The sequence below is a fragment of the Acidisoma sp. C75 genome, from assembly GCF_054665095.1.
On the sequence record NZ_BAAFHD010000010.1, the window covers coordinates 14,905 to 33,798 of the forward strand.

Consider the following 18,894-nt stretch of genomic DNA (forward strand, 5'->3'; position numbering starts at 1 on the left):
GCCGCGGCCGGGCGTGGCGTGATGCGGCTCATCCCCGGCATCCCCTCGCTGAGCGAGTTGCGGGAGAGCCGGTTGCTGCGCTCCGCCGGGCTGCGCTTCGCGGCCCTCTATGCGGTGATCTTCGGCCTCAGCGCCGTCGCGCTGGCGATCTTCCTGTGGTGGGCGACGGCCGGGCTGCTCAACCGCCAGGTGGAAGCGGCGATCAACGCCGATGCGCAGGGCTTGGGTGAACGCTACCAGGAGGGCGGCATTCCGGCGCTGATCCTCACCATCCAGGACCGGCTTGCGCAGAATGTGGACGAGAATGCGATCTATCTGCTGGTGGACAATGATTACCACCTGCTTGCCGGCAACCTCGCGGCCTGGCCCAACGAGGTTTCGGGCGCGGATACCTGGTTCGAGCTTTCCGTCCAGCGTGCAGGCCGCAGCGCCTTGGCGCGCCTGCGCCGCTTCGATCTGCCGGGCGGCTTTCATCTGCTCATCGGGCGGGATATCGGCTCGCGCGCCAAGCTCCGCTCGCTCCTGACGGCAGGGCTCCTCTGGGCGGTGCTGGTCATGATCACGCTCGGCTTCGCTGGCGCCATCGCCATACAAAGCCTGTTCCGCCGCAGCCTCGCCGACGTTTCGGCCACCGCCAATGCGATTTCCCGTGGGGATCTCTCCAACCGGGTACGCATCTCCGGGCGGGGCGATGAGTTCGACCGTCTGGCCGAGACCATCAACGACATGCTGGACCGGATCGCCCGGCTGATGGATGGCGTGCGCCAGGTCTCCAACGCCATCGCCCATGATCTGCGCACACCGATTACGCGGGCGCGGGCACGGCTCGAAGATGCGGCGCTGCATGCGCGCGATGCGAGCGACCTTCTCGCCGCGATCGAGCGGGCGACCTCCGATCTCGATGGCATCGTCTCGGTGTTCCAGGGCCTGCTGCGCATTGCCGAGATCGAGGCCGGAGCGCGGCGCTCGGCCTTCGCCTCGCTCGATCTGCATCCGCTGCTCGCCGATATGCATGAGCTTTACGGCGCGGCGGCGGAGGAGCAGGGGCTGCAGATCGACTTTCTCGCCAAGCCGCCTTTGCCCGTGTTCGGCGATCACGACCTGTTGCAGCAGGCCGTCGCCAATCTTTTGGAGAACGCTCTCAAATTCTCTCCCCCAGGCAAGCCGATCCTGCTCGGCGCGCGGCGATTGGGCGACCGGATCGAGATCGTCGTCGCCGATTCGGGCCCCGGCATTCCGCCGGAGGACCGCGCGCGGGTGACCGAGCGATTCTATCGCGGCGAAAGCGCCCGCAGCACGCCAGGCTCGGGGCTCGGCCTATCGCTCGTCCAGGCGGTGGTTCAGCTGCATAACGGCACGCTGGACCTGCAGGACAATCATCCGGGCGTGCGCGCCGTGATCTCCCTGCCGGCCGAGTTCAGCACCAGCCGTCGCTTGGCGCGGGCGGAGCGAGCGGTCGCGCAGGCGGAGCCGACGGCGGCTGCCCCTCTCCCCGTCTCTCCCGACGATCCGGCGGCTCCTGGCGCTGGCTCTGCGTAAGGGGCGGCGCCGTGCCAAAGATGCGGAAGAAGGCGGATCTGCCGGCAAAGACCTGCGCCACCTGCGGCCGCCCTTTCGTGTGGCGGCGCAAATGGGCCAAGGTCTGGGCGGAGGTGCTCTACTGCTCCGATGCCTGCCGCGATCGGCGGGGAGGCGGGCCGCTCAAACCCGCGGTGGAATGACCGTGATGACGAAGGAAACCGGGCGCGCGACATGCCCCCAGAAGTGGTGGGCGAGCGTTACCGTGGTCCGGCTCGCTTTCGGGGTGAGGAACTGCGCGGTGTTCGCGAGGCATTGCTGGTCGGTCGTCAGGCAGATCGAGAGCAAGCCGTGCCGGGCGATGGCCGCCGGCGTCACCCACAAATTCTCGAAGTAGTTGAAGTTGACGAAGCTGTGTGGCCGGTCCTTGCTGTAGAAGGCGGTTTCGTTGTCGTACCAGGAGGAGCCGGCGACGTATTCCAGCGGCAGCCCCGTCTTCTCATGCCAGATGTGGGTGGCCACGGCGGCAACTTCCTGGAAAGGCTGCACCTTCATCGCTGCCGGGGAGTGCCAGGTGCGCCACCAGGCAAAGGCGGGCGCGGTGATCAAGGCACCGAGGGCGAGCGCGACCGCCAGGGGCGCCGTGAGGCGGAACAGCCGCCGGCAATCGGAGAGCCGCGCGAGGTCGATCGCGAGCAGGGGCAGAAGCGGGAAGGTCCCGATCATCATCTCGGAGGTGATGAGGGTGCGGGTCGCGATACCGCTCACCATGGTGAGCAGGAAGGGCATCAGCGTCAGCGTCGCCACCACGCCCCGCATCGGGTCGGCCGGGCCGCGGGCCTCGCGGCTCCGCCACCGCGCCAGCGCCACGATCACCACCGCGCTGATATTCATCCCGATGACGCTGAAGAAGGCGTCGATCGCGTAATGCTTCACCCAGGACCATGGCCAATCGAGCCGGCTGACGAGATAGTGCAGCGGCGGCGCGCGGTTTTCCACCGCCCACCAGACATGCGGCGCGAAGATCGCCCCGGCGATCGCAACCGATAGCCAGGGCGAAGCCGAGGCGAAATACCGGCGCCGGGAGGGGTGCTGCAAAGCGGCGAGGAACAGCGTCGCGACCAGGATCAGCGCGTAGTATTTGGACATCATCGCGAGCCCGACGCAGAGGCCGAGCCAGGCCGCATCCTTCGCCCGCCGCCCTTGCAGCGAGCGCATGAAGAAATGCAGGGTCCAGGGCCAGATCGAGATGAAGATGATGTTGGCGTCGTATTTATAGGCGTAGAAAGTATAGAGCGGGGTCAGCAGCAGCAGCGCCCAGGCGGCCCGCTGGCGGAAACCGGTGGCGAAATTGCCGATCGCCCGCCAGGCGCCGAGCAGGCCGATGCCGGCATTGAGGCTGCTGAGTGCCGCGAAGGCCCAGAGGCTGCGGGGGAAGATGCGAAACCAGATGCCGCAGACCGCCGCCCAGAAGGGCGGGTGCTGATTGTAGCCGAGCTGGAATTGCCGCCCCCAGGCATAGGCCTCCGCCATATCGTGCTTGATGGCAACGGGCGCTTCCGTAATTGAGAAGAACCCCGTCCAGATGAGGACGAAGGCCAGGAGAATTCCGAGGATCGCATAAGGGCTGGGCTCTGCGGCATCAGGGCTTCGTGTTCCGCTGGGGCGGAGGGCAGCGTCAAACATCATCGTGCGCACAATACATCCGATTTATCCGGTGCCTCAGAGGCGTGGCGCAGGCATAGCCTTCCCGAGCGCGTGGATGAAGCATCTTTCGCGCGCGGCTTGCCCGCGATGGGCGTGCGGAGAGGCTCAAGGGCTTTTCTGCAGGTTGGCCGGTGAGGCGCAGGTGTCAGGCTGGTCAAGCCGCTCGGGCTTGGGCCGCTCTGGCCCAGCGATGCGTCAGCCAGGGTCGCGCTGCCGATAGTCCGGGCAAAAGAAAAGGGCGCCCTGTTGCCAGGGCGCCCTCCACCACGCGGTAACGTCCTTTGCAGGAAATTACTTGATGATGATTTCGACGCGGCGGTTCTGCGGCTCGCGAACACCCGGGCCGGTCGGAACCAGCAGATGGGTCTCGCCGTAGCCGGCGATGGAGATCGCGGAAGCCGGAACGCCATCGGCGATCAGCTGAGCCTGCACGCTCTTCGCACGGCGGATGGACAGGCCCATGTTGTAGGACGGCGTGCCCGAGGTATCGGTGTAGCCGTTAACCTGGATCTGCGTGTACTGCACGTGGGTCGAGTTCGCGGCCGCCTCGGCGATGATTTCCTTGGCGCGCGGCGTCAGGTTGTACTTATCCCAGTCGAAGAAGACGAGGTAGGTACGAGCCGGGGCCGGGGCCGGGGCCACAACCGGAGCGGGCGGCGGCGGGGGCGGGGACGGGGTGTTGAAGGCGTAGCGCAGGCCAACCATGACGGTCTGGTTGGAAACCGGGCCGAAGGTGTAGGAGGCCGGGGCGCCGTTGTAAGAGCCGTTGAAGCTCTCTTTGCCGGTCTGCCCGATGTAGGAGTACTGCGCGGTGATCGACAGGCCCGGAGCCGGCGGAACCGGAACCGAGAAGCCAACGATGCCCTGGTAGGCAAAGCTGCCATGGGTGCCGTTGATGTTGGTGACGCCCGCGGTATCGACGGAGTTATCCTTCATGCCCGTCCAGAGGTAGCCGGCGCCGGCACCGATGTACGGGTAGATGTAGGGGCTGCCGATGTCGATGTCATACAGCGCGTTGACGAACCCGCCGTACTTCTGGGTGTAGCCATGGTAGTCGAACTTCGGGTCGATGTAGCCCGGCTTCCACTGCTTGTTCTGATCGCGCAGGTAGATGCCTTCGACTTCGAAGCGCAGACCGTTGCCGAGGCCGTAGCCGAGGCTCGCCTCGCCAGTGAAGCCGCCCTTGTAGAAGATGCGGCTGCCACCGAGACCACCCGGAGCCGAGGTCACCTTCTGAGTACCCTGATAGTTATAGCCGGCGCCAGCGCCGACATAGAGACCAGTGATCGGCTGGGCCTTCGCAAGGCTAGGAAGTGCGAAAGCCGGAACCGCCAACACAGTCGCCGCCATAAGCGCGCTGCGGAGCTTCATTCTACTTCTCCTCTTTGACCGACGCATACCATTCAGCCCGGGCGGGTCGCGCAGAAGCGTTGCCTGCTGTTCGGTGCGCCTAGATTTACCATCTTCCACGGGCTTTCCCAGCCTTTTCGCTGCGTTTCCGTCACACAGTGACAAAATGGCAACAGTGATGCCCGGCATCGCAAAAGCTGGAAAAACTCTAAAGAATTCCGTCCCTTATACGCAGGGATGCGATCGGTGCGGAAGGCGACAAAATTGCGCTGCACCGATGTCTGAAACACTAACCCGTGAGTGGCGCGAAGAGGCAGGCGCCGGAAGGCCGATTTGGCGAGAAAACACCATCGGGCGGCGCGCTAAAGGGTTCAGTGGCAGCCGGTCAGCGAGATATCGGTCGCTGAATCGGAGACACCGGAAAGAGCCGGCTCGGCCTCGAAAATCCAGCCTTTGAATTCGGGCGGAGAGCCGGCGGGCGCATGCGTGTCCACCACCTGCACGAAGGCGGCGGCGTCAGGCGGCATGTTCGGCGGGCGCACCCAGCAGGCGAGAACCGTCACGGTGAGAAAGCGCACCGCGAAGGGCGTGCCCACGGTCGCCGTCATCCGCTTCGAACTGCCATAGATCTTGTCGAGGATCAGGAGATCGGCACTGGTTTTCGCGGCCCAGGCGGTGGGCGCGGGGACCATCGGGTTATGCGTACCGGGCGGCGGTTCCGGCGCGGGTGGCACCGTCATCGGCGCCGGGGCCTGTTGGCTGCCCGGGCCGAGCAGATTCGATTCGCTCGTATTGGGTGGGGGAGGCAGGGGCTGATCCTGGATCGCGCCGGCCGCGGCGCCGGCATCGGGTGCCACTGTCGTCGCGGGTGCGGTCGGCGCGGTCGATTGGGCCAAGGCCGGCACGGCCGGGCCGGTGATAAGGCCCAGGCCGACGAGCAGGCCAAGGCATCGTGTGAGGGGGCGCATCGTCGCGCCGCGCTCATCCCGCATCCTGGCTCTCCGGCGGTCGGCGCGGGTCTTGCAACTGATCGACCAGGCTGTGGAGATAAGCGCGCAAGGCGGTGGCATCGACGCCCATAAGAACCGCATCCTCGAAACCGTCCCGCAACACCTGGGTCAGCTCGGCATCATTGGCCCGCAGCATGCGCAGCTTCTCGCGGCAATCGACAGGCTGGCCATTCGCACCGGGCCAGAGATCAGCCGCCGGGTCGATCCGGTCGGCACCGCCGGCACCCGTCACGGCGCCGAGCCCTGGCTTTGCCCGGAACCGCCACTCGTGCCGGTCGCGCTATTCTTCTTGAGGGATGAGACCAGGTCGGTCACGCTGAAGATGAACTTACCCAGGAGATCTTCGAGGCTGACGGAGCCCTGGGTGACCGTGATCGCGCCGCCCGGCTTGATCATCGTCTCTGATCCGCCCGGCACCAGCGACAGGTATTTCCCGCCAAGCAGGCTCTGGCTGGCGATGGCGGCCGAGCTATCGGTCGGCAGGGCGATATCCTTCGCCACGGTGAAGTCCACTTTGGCGAGGTAGGTTTGCGGGTCGATCGCGGTTTCGGTGACGGTGCCGACCTTGACACCCGCCATGCGCACATCGGAGCCGACCGAGAGCCCGTCGATACGATCGAAGCTCGCCGTGTAGATATTGCCGGGGATCGAGGCGGCGCCGGAGGTCGCCAAGGCATAGGCGAGAAACCCAGCCGCGACGACGAGAACGACGAGACCCGCCAGAACCTCGGCGGCATTACGCCGCGCCATGTTATTCGCCCGGCGCCCAGGCGTCATAATCGCCCGTGGCCCGATGCCGGTGGCCGCCGCGATAATCGTGTCCTGCCGGGCGATAGCTGTACGGCGTGCCGGTGCGGTTCGGGAGATGCGGCTTCATCCAAGGCCGGCGCGCGGTCTCGGGGATCGGCGCATCGGTGGTGTAGTGCAGCCAGGCATGCCATTCGGGCGGCACCGTGGTCGCCTCGATCGGCCCGCCATAGACCACCCAGCGCCGGGCCCGCAGGCCGGGGCGGGCGGATTTCTCTTCGAAATAGCGGTTGCCGAACCCGTCCTTGCCGACGGCGCGTCCACGCAGCCGGGTAAACAGGGAGGTGCCGATATAACCGATCTTCGCGAGCTTCATAGCCGCTCTATAGGCGATGCCTCGCCGCTGGTCCATCCGGGCTTCTATGCGGGCGCGGCAAAGATGCGACGGCGCCCCGCACCGGGCGGGTCGCCATCTAGAATTTGTGGATTGCCTGTTGCCCGACCCCTAGATGATGCTTTCCCGAGTCGTTTGAATGCGTTAGCTTGCCGGCATGAAGACGAACAAAGCTTGGCATGGTGTGCGGCTGCGCTGGGTAGAGGCGGCGCCCGATCCGGATGCGGCGGCCCTGCAGGTCCAGCTTCCTGCCGCCTGGGAGCCGGCGGCTGCCATGGCGGTGGCCCAACTGGCAGAGCCCGGCACCCGGCGTGTGAGCCTGCCGGAGGAAGCTGGGCGGTGGATCGGCCTCGCCGCCGCGCGGGCCGATGCGGCCGGGCTTGGGGCGGCCGAGGAGGTCTGCGCCCGCCTGCACGATCTGCTCCTGCGCCGCCGTGGCGCGCCTGGCCTCGCCAGTTGGCGCCCGGGGCTCGCGCCTCAGGAGACGCCGCCACGCTTCGTGCTCAATCTTCCCGCCTTTCATGACGCTGAGAGCGGCTTCGATCACGCGGCCTTCGCCGTGGCGGCGGAATGGGGCGCGCTCAGCCTCGCGCTCATTCACCCCGGCGCGCGGCGTCTCGCGGTGGGCTTCGCCGATCTCGATGGTCTGCTCGCCCGCATGGGCCTCGCCTATGAGGGCGCCGCGGCGCGGGATGTCGCGGCAGCGATCGCGACGCTGCTGCGTGGCCGCGCCGAATGCGCCTCCGCCCGGCTCGCCGATGCGGCCGGGCCGCAACTGTTGCCCGATATGTGGCAATGCCCGGCCCTGGCCTCCTGCCCGGCGCCGCTTGCCGCGGCGGCGGCGGAAGCCTTTCACGCCGCCGCGCATCTCGGCGGTTGCGCGCATGCCCAGGTGGTGGCTCTGACGCCGGCGGATATGGCGGAACTGCTGCTCGGCGTGGAGACCACGGGCTACGCCCCGGCCTTCGCCCGGATCGACGGCGCGGGGCGGCTGACGGGCGCCGCGCGGGGTCTGCTCGCGGCGCGCGGACTTTCCGCCGAGGCGGCCCTCGCCGCGACGCTCGGTGGCGATGCGCCGCTCGCCTTGCCGGGGGCGGAGGCTGCGGCCGCCATGCGCGCGGCGCTTCTGCCGCTCCTGCCGCTCCCCGCCGTGCCGCGGGACCGCAGCCAAGGAAAGATGGACGAGACGCAAGGGCACGCTGGCCCGCTCCCTGCCCATGCGGTCGATCTGCCGCGCCGGCGGAGCGGCATGATGCAGCGGGTGACGATCGGCGGCCACCGCCTCTATCTGCAGACGGCGGAATATCCCGGCGGCCAGCTCGGCCAGATCGACATTACCCTGCAGCGGGAGACGCCCGCCTATCGCGCCCTGATGGATGCTTTTGCGAGCGCCGTGAGCATCGGGCTGCAGCATGGCGTGCCGCTCCGCGCCTTCGTCGAGGCTTTCGCCGGGTCGCGCTTCGGCGCGGCGGGGCCGGTGGAGGGAGATGGGCAGATCGCGCTTGCCACCTCCGCGCTCGACTACGTCTTCCGCCATTTGGCCGAGACCTATCTGGGCGAGATCCTGCCGGAGCCGGACGAGGCCGATTTCGCCCATGGCGCCTCCGCAAGCGAGGCGGCGCCCACCCTGCCGCTCGACTGGCCCGAGGATACGCCCGAGACGCGCCGCCGCCGCTTCCGCCTCGTCGGCTGAAGCCCGCCGCAAAAGCGGCGCAGATCCGTCACAGAATCAGCGGGATGACATCGCAAGCCGGACATGGTGTGGTTGGTCGGCCTGAGGGCCTTGACCCGAGGCTGTGTTCTCGAGGTCTGGGAATGCGCCGGATGCGGCGGGCAAGGAGGTTTGCGTGCGTATAACGATGATCGGCGGCGGCTATGTCGGCCTGGTCTCCGGGGCCTGCTTCGCGCAGTTCGGCATGGAGGTCGTGATCGTCGAGGCCGATTCCAAGCGCCTCGGCGCGCTCCAGGAAGGCCGCATCCCGATCTTCGAGCCCGGGCTCGATACGCTGGTCGCCGATAACGTGGCCGCCGGGCGGCTGTCTTTCACCAGCGACATGGACGCGGCACTCCGCGGCAGCGAGGTCGTTTTCATCGCCGTCGGCACGCCGACGCGCCGCGGCGATGGCCATGCCGATCTCACTTACGTCTATCAGGCGGCCGAGCAGGTCGCCCGCAAGCTCTCCGGCTACGCGGTGATTGTAACGAAATCGACCGTGCCGGTCGGCACCGGGCGCCAGGTCGCGGAAATCGTGCGGGCGACGCGCCCGGATCTCGATTTCGATGTCGCCTCCAACCCGGAATTCCTCCGCGAAGGCAGCGCGATTGCTGATTTCATGCGCCCGGACCGGGTGGTGATCGGGGTCGAGAGCGAGCGGGCGGAAGCGGTGCTCCGCACCCTCTACCGGCCGCTCTTCCTGATCGAGACGCCGATCATCGTCACCTCGGTGGAAACGGCGGAACTCACCAAATATGCGGCGAACTCCTTCCTCGCCATGAAGGTCACCTTCATCAACGAAGTCGCCGATCTCTGCGAGAAGGTCGGCGCGGATGTGCATGATGTCGCGCGCGGCATCGGGCTCGATGGCCGCATCGGCCGCAAATTCCTCCACCCTGGGCCTGGCTTCGGCGGCTCCTGCTTCCCCAAGGACACGCTTGCCATGGCCCGCATCGGCCAGGATGCCGGCGCGCCGCAACGCCTGGTGGAGACGGTGGTGGCGGTGAACGATGCTCGCAAATCCACCATGGCGCGGAGGGTAACGGCGGCCTGTGGCGGCTCGGTGCGCGGCAAGAAGATCGCCGTCTGGGGGCTGACCTTCAAGCCGGAGACGGATGACATGCGCGATGCGCCCTCGATCCCGGTGATCAGCCGCCTGGTGGAGGAGGGGGCCGAGATTCACGCCTTCGATCCAGAAGGGATGGAGGCGGCGAAGCCGCATCTGCCGCCCGGGGTAGTCTATGAAGGGGATGCCTTGGCCGCGGTTGCGGGCGCTGACGCGCTGGTGGTGCTGACGGAGTGGACGCTGTTCCGCGCGGTGAGCCCCGCCCGGCTCGAATCCCTCATGCGAGGCCGGGTCATCGTCGATCTGCGCAATATCTTCGACCCTGCGGCCATGCGCGCGGCCGGTTTCGCCTATAGCTCGATCGGGCGGCCCGCAGCGCAGGCGTGAAGCCGCTCTCGTGTGCGCGATCGCCCGGGCAGGCTCCGGCCAGAGATGTCTCCCTGACCGGACGCGGCGTTAACGGCCGATATCGTATTCCGGGTGCCGCCCGCGGCGGGGAGACCAGAGCGCCGCGCCGCCATCGATCCCCGCCTCGTTCGAAACCAGGCTGACGGTTTTTGGCAGGTCGAGCGTCACATGCTTCGAATTGCCGCCGCCGATATAGAGATGGTCGAAATGCGTGAGGTTGCGCACCGCCTCGATCACCCGCTCCACCCGCTTGTTCCAGCGCTTCTTGCCGATCTTCTCGAAGGCTTCGTTCCCCACATAGGTATCGTAGGTGTACTTCTTGTGGATCGGATGGGTCGAAAGTTCGAGATGCGGCGCCAGGTCGCCATTGTAGAAGATGCCGGTGCCGCAGCCGGTGCCGAGAGTGAGGATGAACTCCAGCCCCTCGCCCTTGATCACCGCGAGGCCCTGCATCTCGGCATCGTTGACGATCTTGGTCGGCACATCGCCCAGCCGTTGCGAGACCAGGGCGGCGAGGTTGACGCCGTGCCAGACCTCATCTCCGAGATGCGGGGCGGTAAGGATGATATTGGCCCGTACCGCGCCCGGAAACCCGATCGCGACGCGATCGAAATGCGGTAGCGGCTTCACCAGGGTGGCGATCGCTTCGACCAGCACCCCGGGTGGCGCGGGATGCGGGGTCGGCACCCGCACCTTGTCCACGATCATCTTGCCATGCCGGTCGATCACGGAGGCTTTGAGCCCGGTGCCGCCGATGTCGATGGCCAGGATGTTCTGGGCCTCGTCCGCGGCCGCAGGCTTCGCGGCGTTTTCTGTCGTCAGATCGGTAGCCAAAAGTGCCCCTCCCGTTCGAGCAGTTCGTTCGCTTCTTCGGGCCCGGCCGAGCCCGCGGCGTAGTTCGGGAAGGAAGCGTCATGCGCCTCCCACCTGTCCACCACCGGCTGCACGATCTTCCAGGCCGTCTCCAACTGGTCTGCGCGCTGGAAGAGCGTTGCATCGCCGATGAAGCAATCGAAGATCAGTGTCTCGTAGCCGGTGGCGGGCGCCTGGCGGAACCAGTCATCATAATTGAAGTTCATCCCCACGCGCTCGAAGGTCAGGGTCGGCCCCGGGCGCTTGGCGTTGAACTGGAGCTGGATGCCTTCTTCCGGCTGGATCGAAATGATCAGCCAGTTGTCACCGAGGGAATCGACCCGCGTCTCGCGGAACATGGCGAAAGGCGCCTGCTTGAAGCGGATGGCGATTTCCGTCTTGCGCTTGGTCATGCGTTTGCCGGTGCGGAGATAGAACGGCACGCCCGCCCAGCGCCAGTTGTCGATCTGCAGCTTCATCGCGACGAAGGTTTCCGTCCCGCTATGCGGCGACACATCGGGTTCGCTGCGATAATCCTGCACCGGCTGGCCGTTTATGACGCCGGCCGCATATTGCCCGCGCACCGCATCCTCGGGCGAGAGGGGATGGATGGAGGTAAAGACCTCCGCCTTCTTCGCGCGGATCGATTCCGCATCGAAGGCGGCCGGTGCCTCCATGGCCGTCATCGCCAGCAGCTGGAACACATGGTTCGGCACCATGTCCCGTAGCGCGCCGGTCGCCTCGTAGAATTTGCCGCGCCGCTCCACACCCACCGTTTCCGCCACCGTGATCTGGACATGGTCGATCCGATCCCGGTTCCAGATCGGCTCGAACAGACCATTGGCGAAGCGCAACGCCATGATGTTCTGCACCGTTTCCTTGCCGAGGAAATGGTCGATCCGATAGACCTGCTCTTCTTCCAGAACCGAGAGCACCTGCTTGTCGAGCGCGATCGCGGAAGCGAGATCGTGTCCGAAAGGCTTTTCGATGACGACGCGGCGCCAGCAACCGCCTTCCTGCTTCGTGAGCCCGGCGCGGCCGAGATGCTCGACCGTTGGCCCGAAGAAGCGTTCGGCGACCGCGAGATAGAACAGTACATTGCCGCCGAGGCCACCCTGGCGATCGCATTCCGCCAGATGATCGCGAAGCTGCTCGAAAGTCGTGTCGCTCGAGAGATCGCCCGAGAGATAGGTCATCCGGTCGGTGAGGCGCTTCCAGGCCGCCTCGTCGATCACCTCGCCCGGCTCGGTTCCCTCACCACCCTTCTTGAGGGTGGCTTGCAGGAAATCATGCAGGGTTTTGCCCCAGGCTGCCGCTTCCTGCTGCACGAGATCGACGCCGACCAGCGCGAAGTTCTTGGGCAGCAGCCCGGAGCAGGAGAGGTTGTAGAGCGCGGGCATCACCAGGCGCTTGGTGAGATCGCCGGCCGCGCCGAAGATCACCATGGCGCAGGGCGGCGCCTCTGGCGGTGTCCGCGCCGCTGCTTTCGCCTGCGTGCTCATTCGACGACGCTCGGCGTCGTGCTGTGACCCTCGACATGGCCGCCGAACTTGTTGCGCATGGCCGAGAGCAGCTTTTCGCCGAAGCTGTTGCCGATGCGCGAGCGGAAGCGCACGAAAAGCGCGGCCGTCAGCACTTCGGCCGAGACTGCTTCTTCGATCGCGGCGTTGATCGTCCAGCGGCCTTCACCCGAATCATCCACCTTGCCGGAGAATTCCTCGAGGTTCGGGCTCTCGTTGAGCGACATGGCGGTGAGGTCAAGCAGCCAGGAGGAGATGACGCTGCCGCGGCGCCAGACTTCGGCGATATCGGCGAGGTCGAGCGAATAGCGCTCATGCTCTGGCAGGGTGGTCGAGCTTTTGCCGCGGAGGATCTCGAACCCCTCGGCATAGGCCTGCATCAGGCCGTATTCGATGCCGTTGTGCACCATCTTGACGAAGTGGCCGGAGCCGGCGGGGCCGGCATGGATATAGCCGTGCTCGGCGCGGTGATCGCCTTTGAAATCCGGCGTCCGTTCGATCGAGCCGAGCCCGGGTGCCAGGGTCGCGAAGATCGGGTCGAGGTGATCAACCACCGTCTTTTCGCCGCCGATCATCATGCAGTAGCCGCGCTCGACACCCCAGACGCCGCCCGAGGTGCCGACATCGACGTAGTGCAGCCCCTTCTCCTTGAGCGCCGCGGCGCGGCGGATATCGTCCTTATAGAAGGTATTGCCGCCGTCGATGATGATATCGCCGGCTTCGAGGATGCCGGCCAGTGTGTCGATCGTCGACTCGGTGATCTGCCCGGCGGGCAGCATGACCCACACGGCACGGGGCTTTTCCAGCGCCGCGACAAGTTCGCGCAGCGAATGGGTCGGCTTGGCATGCTCCTTGGCGAGGTTCTCAACGCTTTCGGGATTGACATCGAAGACGGCAACCGAATGGCCGTCCTTCATCAGGCGGCGGGCGATATTGCCCCCCATGCGGCCAAGACCGATCATACCGAGTTGCATGCGAGCCCCCTCTGGTGAGTAAGAATTAGACGTTATCGTGATGACGATGCCGAGACTAGCTACGCTTGCTCTTACACTTTCGTGTAAGGCCGCCCGGCCTCTCCGCGGAGGCTGGCCGGGCGGAGGCCAAGCGTGGCGCTCTGCCCTGCTTCGGGCCTCAAAAAGTCGCAGTCGAATGCCAATCTGCGGGCATAGGCGTCGGGTGCTTACCCGGATGCGATGAGGATGCCTTCGACATGCGGCTTTCCTGGACGAGGCTGATCGCGTGCTGTGTCGCCGGAGCGGCCCTCACCTCGCTCGGAGGATGCTACTACCCTTACGGAACGAGCGGCTATGGCTATCCTTATGGCGCCAGCAGTTACGGCTACAGCGGCTACACGGCGAGCCCGGGCTATGCCGCGGTCTATCCTGCCCCCTCGGTGATCGTCGGCGGTGGCAGCTATTGGGGCGGCGGCGGTGGCGGCTACTGGCAGGGTGGCGGCTGGGGCGATCATCCGCCGCCGGAGGGCTGGCACGGTGGCTGGCACGGCGGCGGCCCTTGGCACGGTGGCTGGCACGGGGACGGCCCTTGGCACGGTGGCTGGCACGGGGATGGCCCTTGGCACGGCGGTTGGCACGGGGATGGGGGGCATGGCCCCTGGCATGGTGGTGGCCCCCCGCCGCCCATGGGTGGGCCGCCGCCGATGCGCCCCTTCGGCGGCCCTGCCCCGGGCCCCGCGCCCTTTCGGCCCTATAATCCGCGCGGCGGCTGATCCGGGCCTTGCGGTCCCTGCCGATCTGCGGTCGATTGAGAAACTGTATCCAGTTCGATCGTCGGGTGCTGAGCGGGGAGCAGGCAAGTGGCAGGGTTTGACCGGGTTGTGCGCGGCGGCGTGATTGTCACCGGCGCGGATCGCATGCGGGCCGATATCGGCATCCGGGGAGAGGTGGTCGCGGCGATCGGCCGCGATCTCGACACGGCTGGGGCCGAGGTGATCGACGCGGGCGGGCTTTTCGTCCTGCCGGGCGGCATCGATACCCATTGCCATATCGAGCAGTTGCAGCCCGACGGCTCGGCCTATGAGGATAGCTTCGCCCAGGCTTCCGCCGCCTGCTTCGCCGGCGGGACAACGAGCGTTATCACCTTCGCAGCGCAATTTCGCGGGCAGCGCCTGGGCCCGGTCGTCGAGGAATATCACCGCCGGGCGGCGCGCGGCATGGTCGATTACAGCTTCCACCAGATCATCAACGATCCGTCGGACGCGGTGGTGCGGGAAGATATCCCCGCGATCGTCGCTTCCGGCATCCGCAGCCTCAAGGTGTTCCTCACCTACGACGATGTGCGGATCGACGATCGGCAATATCTGCGCGTGCTGGCGGCCGCGCGCCGCGCCGGCGCCTTCGTCACCGTGCATGCCGAGAACTATGACGCGATCGCCTGGCTGACCGAGGCGCTGCTCAAAGCGGGCATGACGGCGCCGAAGTATCACGCGTGGGGCCGGCCCACGGTGATCGAGCGGGAGGCGACCCACCGCGCTATCGCGCTCGCCGAGCTTGTCGATCAGCCGATCCAGATCTTCCACGTCTCCGGGCCGGAGCCGGCGGAGGAGATCGCCCGCGCCCAGGCGCGCGGCGTGAAGGTCTGGGGCGAGACCTGCCCGCAATATCTCGTCCTCTCGGCAGAGGATATGGACCGGCCCGGCTTCGAGGGGGCGAAGTTCATCTGCAGCCCGGCGCCGCGCGGCCGCGCGGAAAGCGAAGGATTGTGGGAGGCGATCCGCGCCGGCACGATCGACATCATCTCCTCCGACCATAGCGGCCACAGCTTCCATAAGGAGGGGATGGGCAAGCGGAAGAACGGCGCGGATGCGCCCTTCACTCTGATCCCGAACGGCGTGCCGGGGCTCGCCGCACGCTTGCCGCTGGTCTTCAGCGAAGGCGTCTCCGCCGGGCGGATCGATCTTGAGCGCTTCGTGCGCCTTACGGCGACCAACCCGGCCAAGCTCTTCGGCCTCTACCCGCGCAAGGGCACGATCGCGCCGGGGGCGGATGCCGATCTCGTGCTCTGGGATGCCGGGCGGGAGGTGACGATCACCAACCGCCTGATGCAGCATGCGATCGATTACACGCCGTACGAGGGAATGCGGGTGACCGGCTGGCCGGCGATGACAATCGCGCGCGGCCGGGTCGTGATGAAGGACGATCTGGTGACGGCGGAACCCGGCTCGGCGAAATTCCTGCCGCGCGGCCCTTATGAGATGATCCGCCCGCGCGGCGTGCTGCCCAATGGCTTCGATGCCGCATCACTCATGGCATAAGGCTTAGGCCGCGGCCTCGGCGGGAGCGAAGGCCTCGGCCAGCAGGGCGTAGGAGCGCAGACGCGCCGCGTGGTCGTACATGATGTTCACGACCATGACCTCGCCCGCGCCATATTCCGCGGCCACCTCGTGCAGCCCGTCCCGCACCTCCGCCGGCGTGCCGAGGATGAGCCGGCGATCCCGGCTGCTCTTCGCCTGATCCGCCTCCAGAAAGCGCGCCGCCTCCTCGGGTGAGGGCACGGCGATCAGCTGGCCGCGATGCAGCAGCTTGAACAGCATGCGCGACGAGCTGGCGAGATGCTCGGCCTCGGCCCTGCTATCGGCGGTGATCGACCAGACGGCGACCATCACCATGGGCTCGGTGATGCCGCGCTGCGGATCGGGCCTGAAGGCATGGCGATAATGGGCCGCGAGATCGGCGCCGTGCGGATTGATGAAATCGGCGATGCAGTAGGGCAGGCCGAGGCTCGCCGCCCAGGCGGCGCTATCCGGCGAGGTGCCGAGCAGCCAGGGTACCGGTTTCTCGGCGCCCCCGGGCAATGTCTTCTGGAGAGAGGCGAAGGGGTGCGTCTCGGGGATCGTGCCGTCCAGATAGCCGAGCAGTTCCGCGAGCTGTTGGGGGAAGTCGTCCGGCGCGCGCTCCCGCCGGTCCCGCTGCAGGGCATAGGCCGTGCGCCCGTCCGAGCCCGGCGCGCGGCCGAGGCCGAGATCGATGCGGCCAGGAAACATGCCGGCCAGCATGCTGAAGGTCTCGGCGACCTTGAAGGGGCTGTAATGCGGCAGCATGATGCCGCCCGTGCCGATGCGCAGCCGCTCGGTCGCCATCGCGACGGGGCCCACGAGAACCTCGGGGCTGGCGGAGGCGAGCCCCGGCGTCGCGTGGTGTTCGGCGATCCAGAAGCGGTGAAAGCCCGCCCGGTCGGCAAGCTTGGCGAGGTCGATCACCTGGCGGAGCGCCTGGCCGCCGGAGCCGTTGGCGGCGATCGGCGCCTGATCGAGCAGGCTGAGGCGAAGGGCTGATGCGGGGTCGGTCATGAAACGGCAAGCTGGTCCTGATCGGCGGGAAACTCAAGCGGTGCCCCGCGCCCCAGAGGCGGTATGAGCTATGCCGGCGGAAGCAGGAACGGGAAGGGCACCACCCAAGGCCCCGTCACTGCCGCTCGCGCGCTGGCCGCCTTTTGCGAACCGCCGGACGTCAGGTTCTCGGAATGGCTGCCGCGCCGGGCGCTCCGCCCTCTCCGGCTTGCAATGGCTGGCGGGATGCGCGATAGCTCCCGCGTCCTCGCCTCCGGCCCGCCGGGGCGCTTGGGCAAATTCGCACGCGGGGCGCCTTTCTCGGCCAGTTGGACCGGGTCCGGTGCTTTGAACGGCATGGCCCCGCGGAGGATCAACCGGACGACAGGAAAGGAGCTCGCTCATGGCGATGCCCGAATTCACTCTGCGCCAGCTGCTCGAAGCCGGCGTTCACTTCGGACACCACACCCGCCGCTGGAACCCGGCGATGGCGCCTTATCTCTTCGGCGTCCGCAACCAGGTCCACATCATCGACCTGCAGCAGACCGTGCCGATGCTCGATCGGGCGCTCCGCGCGCTGCGCGACACGACGGCCGCCGGCGGCCGCGTGCTCTTCGTCGGCACCAAGCGCGCCGCGGCCGATCATGTGGCCGAGGCCGCGCGCCGCTGCGGCCAGTATTACGTGAACCACCGCTGGCTCGGCGGCATGCTCACCAACTGGAAGACGATCACCGCCTCCATCAAGCGGCTGCGCCAGATCGAAGAGCTGGTGGCCGGCGACACCCAGGGCCTGACCAAGAAAGAGGTGCTGGAGATCACCCGCGACCAGGAGAAGCTGGAGCGCGCGCTCGGCGGCATCAAGGAAATGGGCGGCCTGCCGGATATCCTCTTCATCATCGACACCAACAAGGAAAAGCTCGCTGTTCAGGAAGCCAACAAGCTCGGCATTCCGGTCGTCGCGGTGCTCGACAGCAATTCCGATCCGCAGGGCGTGACCTATCCGATCCCGGGCAATGACGACGCCATCCGCGCGATCATGCTCTATTGCGATCTGGTGTCGAACGCGGTGCTCGACGGCATCAGCGCCGAGATGGCGGCCTCAGGCCGCGATATTGGCGCGGCTGAGGAACTGCCCTCCGCCGTGCTTCCGGCCGAGGAAGAACCCGTCGCCGAAGAGGCCGTGGCCGAAGGCTAACACGCGCGACCCGAGGGGAGAGGCGCCGCTCTCCGGCAGCACTCCCCTCGGGACGGCTTCTTTCTATGTCAGGCGGATGACGGGGCGCGCCTGCCCCTTCTCCGACGGGCGAGGGCCGGTTTATAGCCTCGTCCCTGGAATTGGATCGCGGCGCCCGCGCAGGGTGCCGCGCAAGCATATGGAGACCGAAATGGCGGAGATCACGGCCGCGCTGGTGAAAGACCTGCGCGAGAAGAGCGGCGCCGGCATGATGGACTGCAAGAAGGCGCTCAACGAAACGGGCGGCGATATCGACGCCGCGATCGACTGGCTGCGCAAGAAGGGTCTTTCGGCCGCGGCCAAGAAGTCCGGGCGGGTTGCCGCCGAGGGCCTCATCGGCGTCGCCAGCGCCCCGCAGGTGGCCGCCATGGTGGAGGTCAACGCCGAGACCGATTTCGTGGCGCGCAACGAGACCTTCCAGGAGTTCGTCGAGGCGGTGGCCAAGATCGCCCTTGATGCCGGCGAGGATATCGAGGCGATCAAGGCCGCACCCTTCCCGGGCACCAGCCATACGGTGGCCGACCAGTTGACCCAGCTCGTGGCGACCATCGGCGAGAACATGACGATCCGCCGCGCCCGCGTGCTCCGCGTGCCGTCGGGCGTCGTCGCGACCTATGTCCATGGCGCGCTCAAGCCGGGGCTCGGCAAGATCGGCGTTCTCGTGGCGCTCGAAGCGCCGAGCGAGATCGACGGGCTGGAGCAGCTGGGCCGCCAGGTCGGCATGCATGTCGCGGCCGCCCGGCCCGATGCGCTGGATGTCGATTCGGTCGATCCCGCGGCGCTCGATCGCGAGCGCGCGGTGCTTTCCGAGCAGGCGCGGGCCTCCGGCAAGCCGGAAGCGATCATCGAGAAGATGGTCGAGGGCCGGATCCGCAAATACTACGAGGAAGTGGTGCTGCTGGAGCAGGTCTGGGTGCATGACGGTGAGAGCCGGGTGCGCGCCGTGGTGCAGAAGTCCGGCGCCAAGCTGGTGGGCTTCGATCGCTTCCAGCTCGGTGAAGGCATCGAGAAGCAGGTCTCCGACTTCGCGGCCGAAGTGGCGGCGACGGCGGGGGTCTGACGCGAGCGGGGGGAAGCCGGGCCGCGGCG

General features: G+C 67.0%; 18 protein-coding genes. 8 read left to right on the forward strand and 10 right to left on the reverse strand.

What is annotated here, in order from left to right:
• The first annotated feature begins 21 nt into the window (after positions 1-21).
• Together ACYQ7X_RS13805 and ACYQ7X_RS13810 are read left to right on the forward strand one after the other, a co-directional pair.
• A complete protein-coding gene (locus ACYQ7X_RS13805; protein WP_459697633.1) occupies positions 22-1,539 on the forward strand; it encodes a sensor histidine kinase in 1,518 nt (505 codons plus the stop codon).
• A 20-nt stretch (positions 1,540-1,559) separates the two neighbouring features.
• The gene (locus ACYQ7X_RS13810; protein WP_459697792.1) at positions 1,560-1,721 is read left to right on the forward strand and encodes a DUF2256 domain-containing protein; all 162 of its coding nucleotides are present in this window, start codon (positions 1,560-1,562) and stop codon (positions 1,719-1,721) included.
• On the opposite strand, the gene ACYQ7X_RS13815 is transcribed toward ACYQ7X_RS13810, so the two are convergent.
• The 6 genes from ACYQ7X_RS13815 to ACYQ7X_RS13840 all read right to left on the reverse strand — a co-directional run bounded on the left by ACYQ7X_RS13815 (position 1,702) and on the right by ACYQ7X_RS13840 (position 6,708).
• Positions 1,702-3,207, reverse strand: coding sequence for a glycosyltransferase family 39 protein (locus ACYQ7X_RS13815; RefSeq protein ID WP_459697634.1), 1,506 nt, complete (start codon positions 3,205-3,207; stop codon positions 1,702-1,704). The two genes, ACYQ7X_RS13810 and ACYQ7X_RS13815, sit on opposite strands and share 20 nt — an antisense overlap.
• Before the next feature lie 309 nt (positions 3,208-3,516).
• Complete coding sequence (locus tag ACYQ7X_RS13820; protein ID WP_459697635.1) at positions 3,517-4,596, reverse strand: OmpA family protein; 1,080 nt, start codon at positions 4,594-4,596, stop codon at positions 3,517-3,519.
• Positions 4,597-4,946: 350 nt separating this feature from the next.
• Positions 4,947-5,567 carry a DUF2155 domain-containing protein gene (locus ACYQ7X_RS13825; RefSeq protein WP_459697636.1) on the reverse strand — a complete coding sequence of 207 codons (621 nt, stop codon included), beginning with the start codon at positions 5,565-5,567 and terminating at the stop codon, positions 4,947-4,949.
• Entirely contained in the window at positions 5,557-5,817 is a 261-nt protein-coding gene (locus ACYQ7X_RS13830) for a hypothetical protein (protein WP_459697637.1), read from the reverse strand. The genes ACYQ7X_RS13825 and ACYQ7X_RS13830 overlap by 11 nt, the downstream gene beginning before the upstream one ends.
• Positions 5,814-6,335 (reverse strand): outer membrane lipid asymmetry maintenance protein MlaD, encoded by a 522-nt coding sequence (gene mlaD, locus ACYQ7X_RS13835; RefSeq protein ID WP_459697638.1) that lies wholly within the window; start codon positions 6,333-6,335, stop codon positions 5,814-5,816. Before mlaD ends, ACYQ7X_RS13830 begins: the two co-directional genes overlap by 4 nt.
• A 1-nt stretch (position 6,336) precedes the next feature.
• Entirely contained in the window at positions 6,337-6,708 is a 372-nt protein-coding gene (locus ACYQ7X_RS13840; RefSeq protein WP_459697639.1) for an NADH:ubiquinone oxidoreductase subunit NDUFA12, read from the reverse strand.
• A 175-nt stretch (positions 6,709-6,883) separates the two neighbouring features.
• On the opposite strand from ACYQ7X_RS13840, the gene ACYQ7X_RS13845 reads away from it, so the two are divergent.
• Both ACYQ7X_RS13845 and ACYQ7X_RS13850 read left to right on the forward strand, forming a co-directional pair.
• Positions 6,884-8,419 carry a TSCPD domain-containing protein gene (locus ACYQ7X_RS13845; RefSeq protein WP_459697640.1) on the forward strand — a complete coding sequence of 512 codons (1,536 nt, stop codon included), beginning with the start codon at positions 6,884-6,886 and terminating at the stop codon, positions 8,417-8,419.
• A gap of 154 nt (positions 8,420-8,573) precedes the next feature.
• Complete coding sequence (locus ACYQ7X_RS13850; RefSeq protein WP_459697641.1) at positions 8,574-9,893, forward strand: UDP-glucose dehydrogenase family protein; 1,320 nt, start codon at positions 8,574-8,576, stop codon at positions 9,891-9,893.
• A 69-nt stretch (positions 9,894-9,962) separates the two neighbouring features.
• Here ACYQ7X_RS13850 and ACYQ7X_RS13855 read toward each other — a convergent pair whose 3' ends face one another.
• The 3 genes from ACYQ7X_RS13855 to gnd are packed head-to-tail and all read right to left on the reverse strand — an operon-like array spanning position 9,963 to position 13,260.
• Positions 9,963-10,748, reverse strand: coding sequence for an ROK family protein (locus tag ACYQ7X_RS13855; protein WP_459697642.1), 786 nt, complete (start codon positions 10,746-10,748; stop codon positions 9,963-9,965).
• A complete protein-coding gene (gene zwf, locus ACYQ7X_RS13860) occupies positions 10,733-12,268 on the reverse strand; it encodes a glucose-6-phosphate dehydrogenase (RefSeq protein ID WP_459697643.1) in 1,536 nt (511 codons plus the stop codon). Before zwf ends, ACYQ7X_RS13855 begins: the two co-directional genes overlap by 16 nt.
• The gene (gene gnd, locus ACYQ7X_RS13865; RefSeq protein WP_459697644.1) at positions 12,265-13,260 is read right to left on the reverse strand and encodes a phosphogluconate dehydrogenase (NAD(+)-dependent, decarboxylating); all 996 of its coding nucleotides are present in this window, start codon (positions 13,258-13,260) and stop codon (positions 12,265-12,267) included. Before gnd ends, zwf begins: the two co-directional genes overlap by 4 nt.
• Before the next feature lie 236 nt (positions 13,261-13,496).
• Here gnd and ACYQ7X_RS13870 point away from each other — a divergent pair, with 236 nt between their 5' ends.
• Complete coding sequence (locus ACYQ7X_RS13870; protein ID WP_459697645.1) at positions 13,497-14,012, forward strand: hypothetical protein; 516 nt, start codon at positions 13,497-13,499, stop codon at positions 14,010-14,012.
• Between the two features lie 87 nt (positions 14,013-14,099).
• Positions 14,100-15,557 (forward strand): dihydropyrimidinase, encoded by a 1,458-nt coding sequence (gene hydA / locus ACYQ7X_RS13875; protein ID WP_459697646.1) that lies wholly within the window; start codon positions 14,100-14,102, stop codon positions 15,555-15,557.
• Positions 15,558-15,560: 3 nt separating this feature from the next.
• Here hydA and ACYQ7X_RS13880 read toward each other — a convergent pair whose 3' ends face one another.
• Entirely contained in the window at positions 15,561-16,592 is a 1,032-nt protein-coding gene (locus tag ACYQ7X_RS13880; RefSeq protein WP_459697647.1) for an LLM class flavin-dependent oxidoreductase, read from the reverse strand.
• Positions 16,593-16,974: 382 nt separating this feature from the next.
• Between ACYQ7X_RS13880 and rpsB the strand changes: the two genes are divergently transcribed.
• Positions 16,975-17,766 carry a 30S ribosomal protein S2 gene (gene rpsB / locus ACYQ7X_RS13885; protein WP_459697648.1) on the forward strand — a complete coding sequence of 264 codons (792 nt, stop codon included), beginning with the start codon at positions 16,975-16,977 and terminating at the stop codon, positions 17,764-17,766.
• Between the two features lie 190 nt (positions 17,767-17,956).
• Positions 17,957-18,865, forward strand: coding sequence for a translation elongation factor Ts (gene tsf, locus ACYQ7X_RS13890; RefSeq protein ID WP_459697649.1), 909 nt, complete (start codon positions 17,957-17,959; stop codon positions 18,863-18,865).
• Positions 18,866-18,894: the final 29 nt, after the last annotated feature.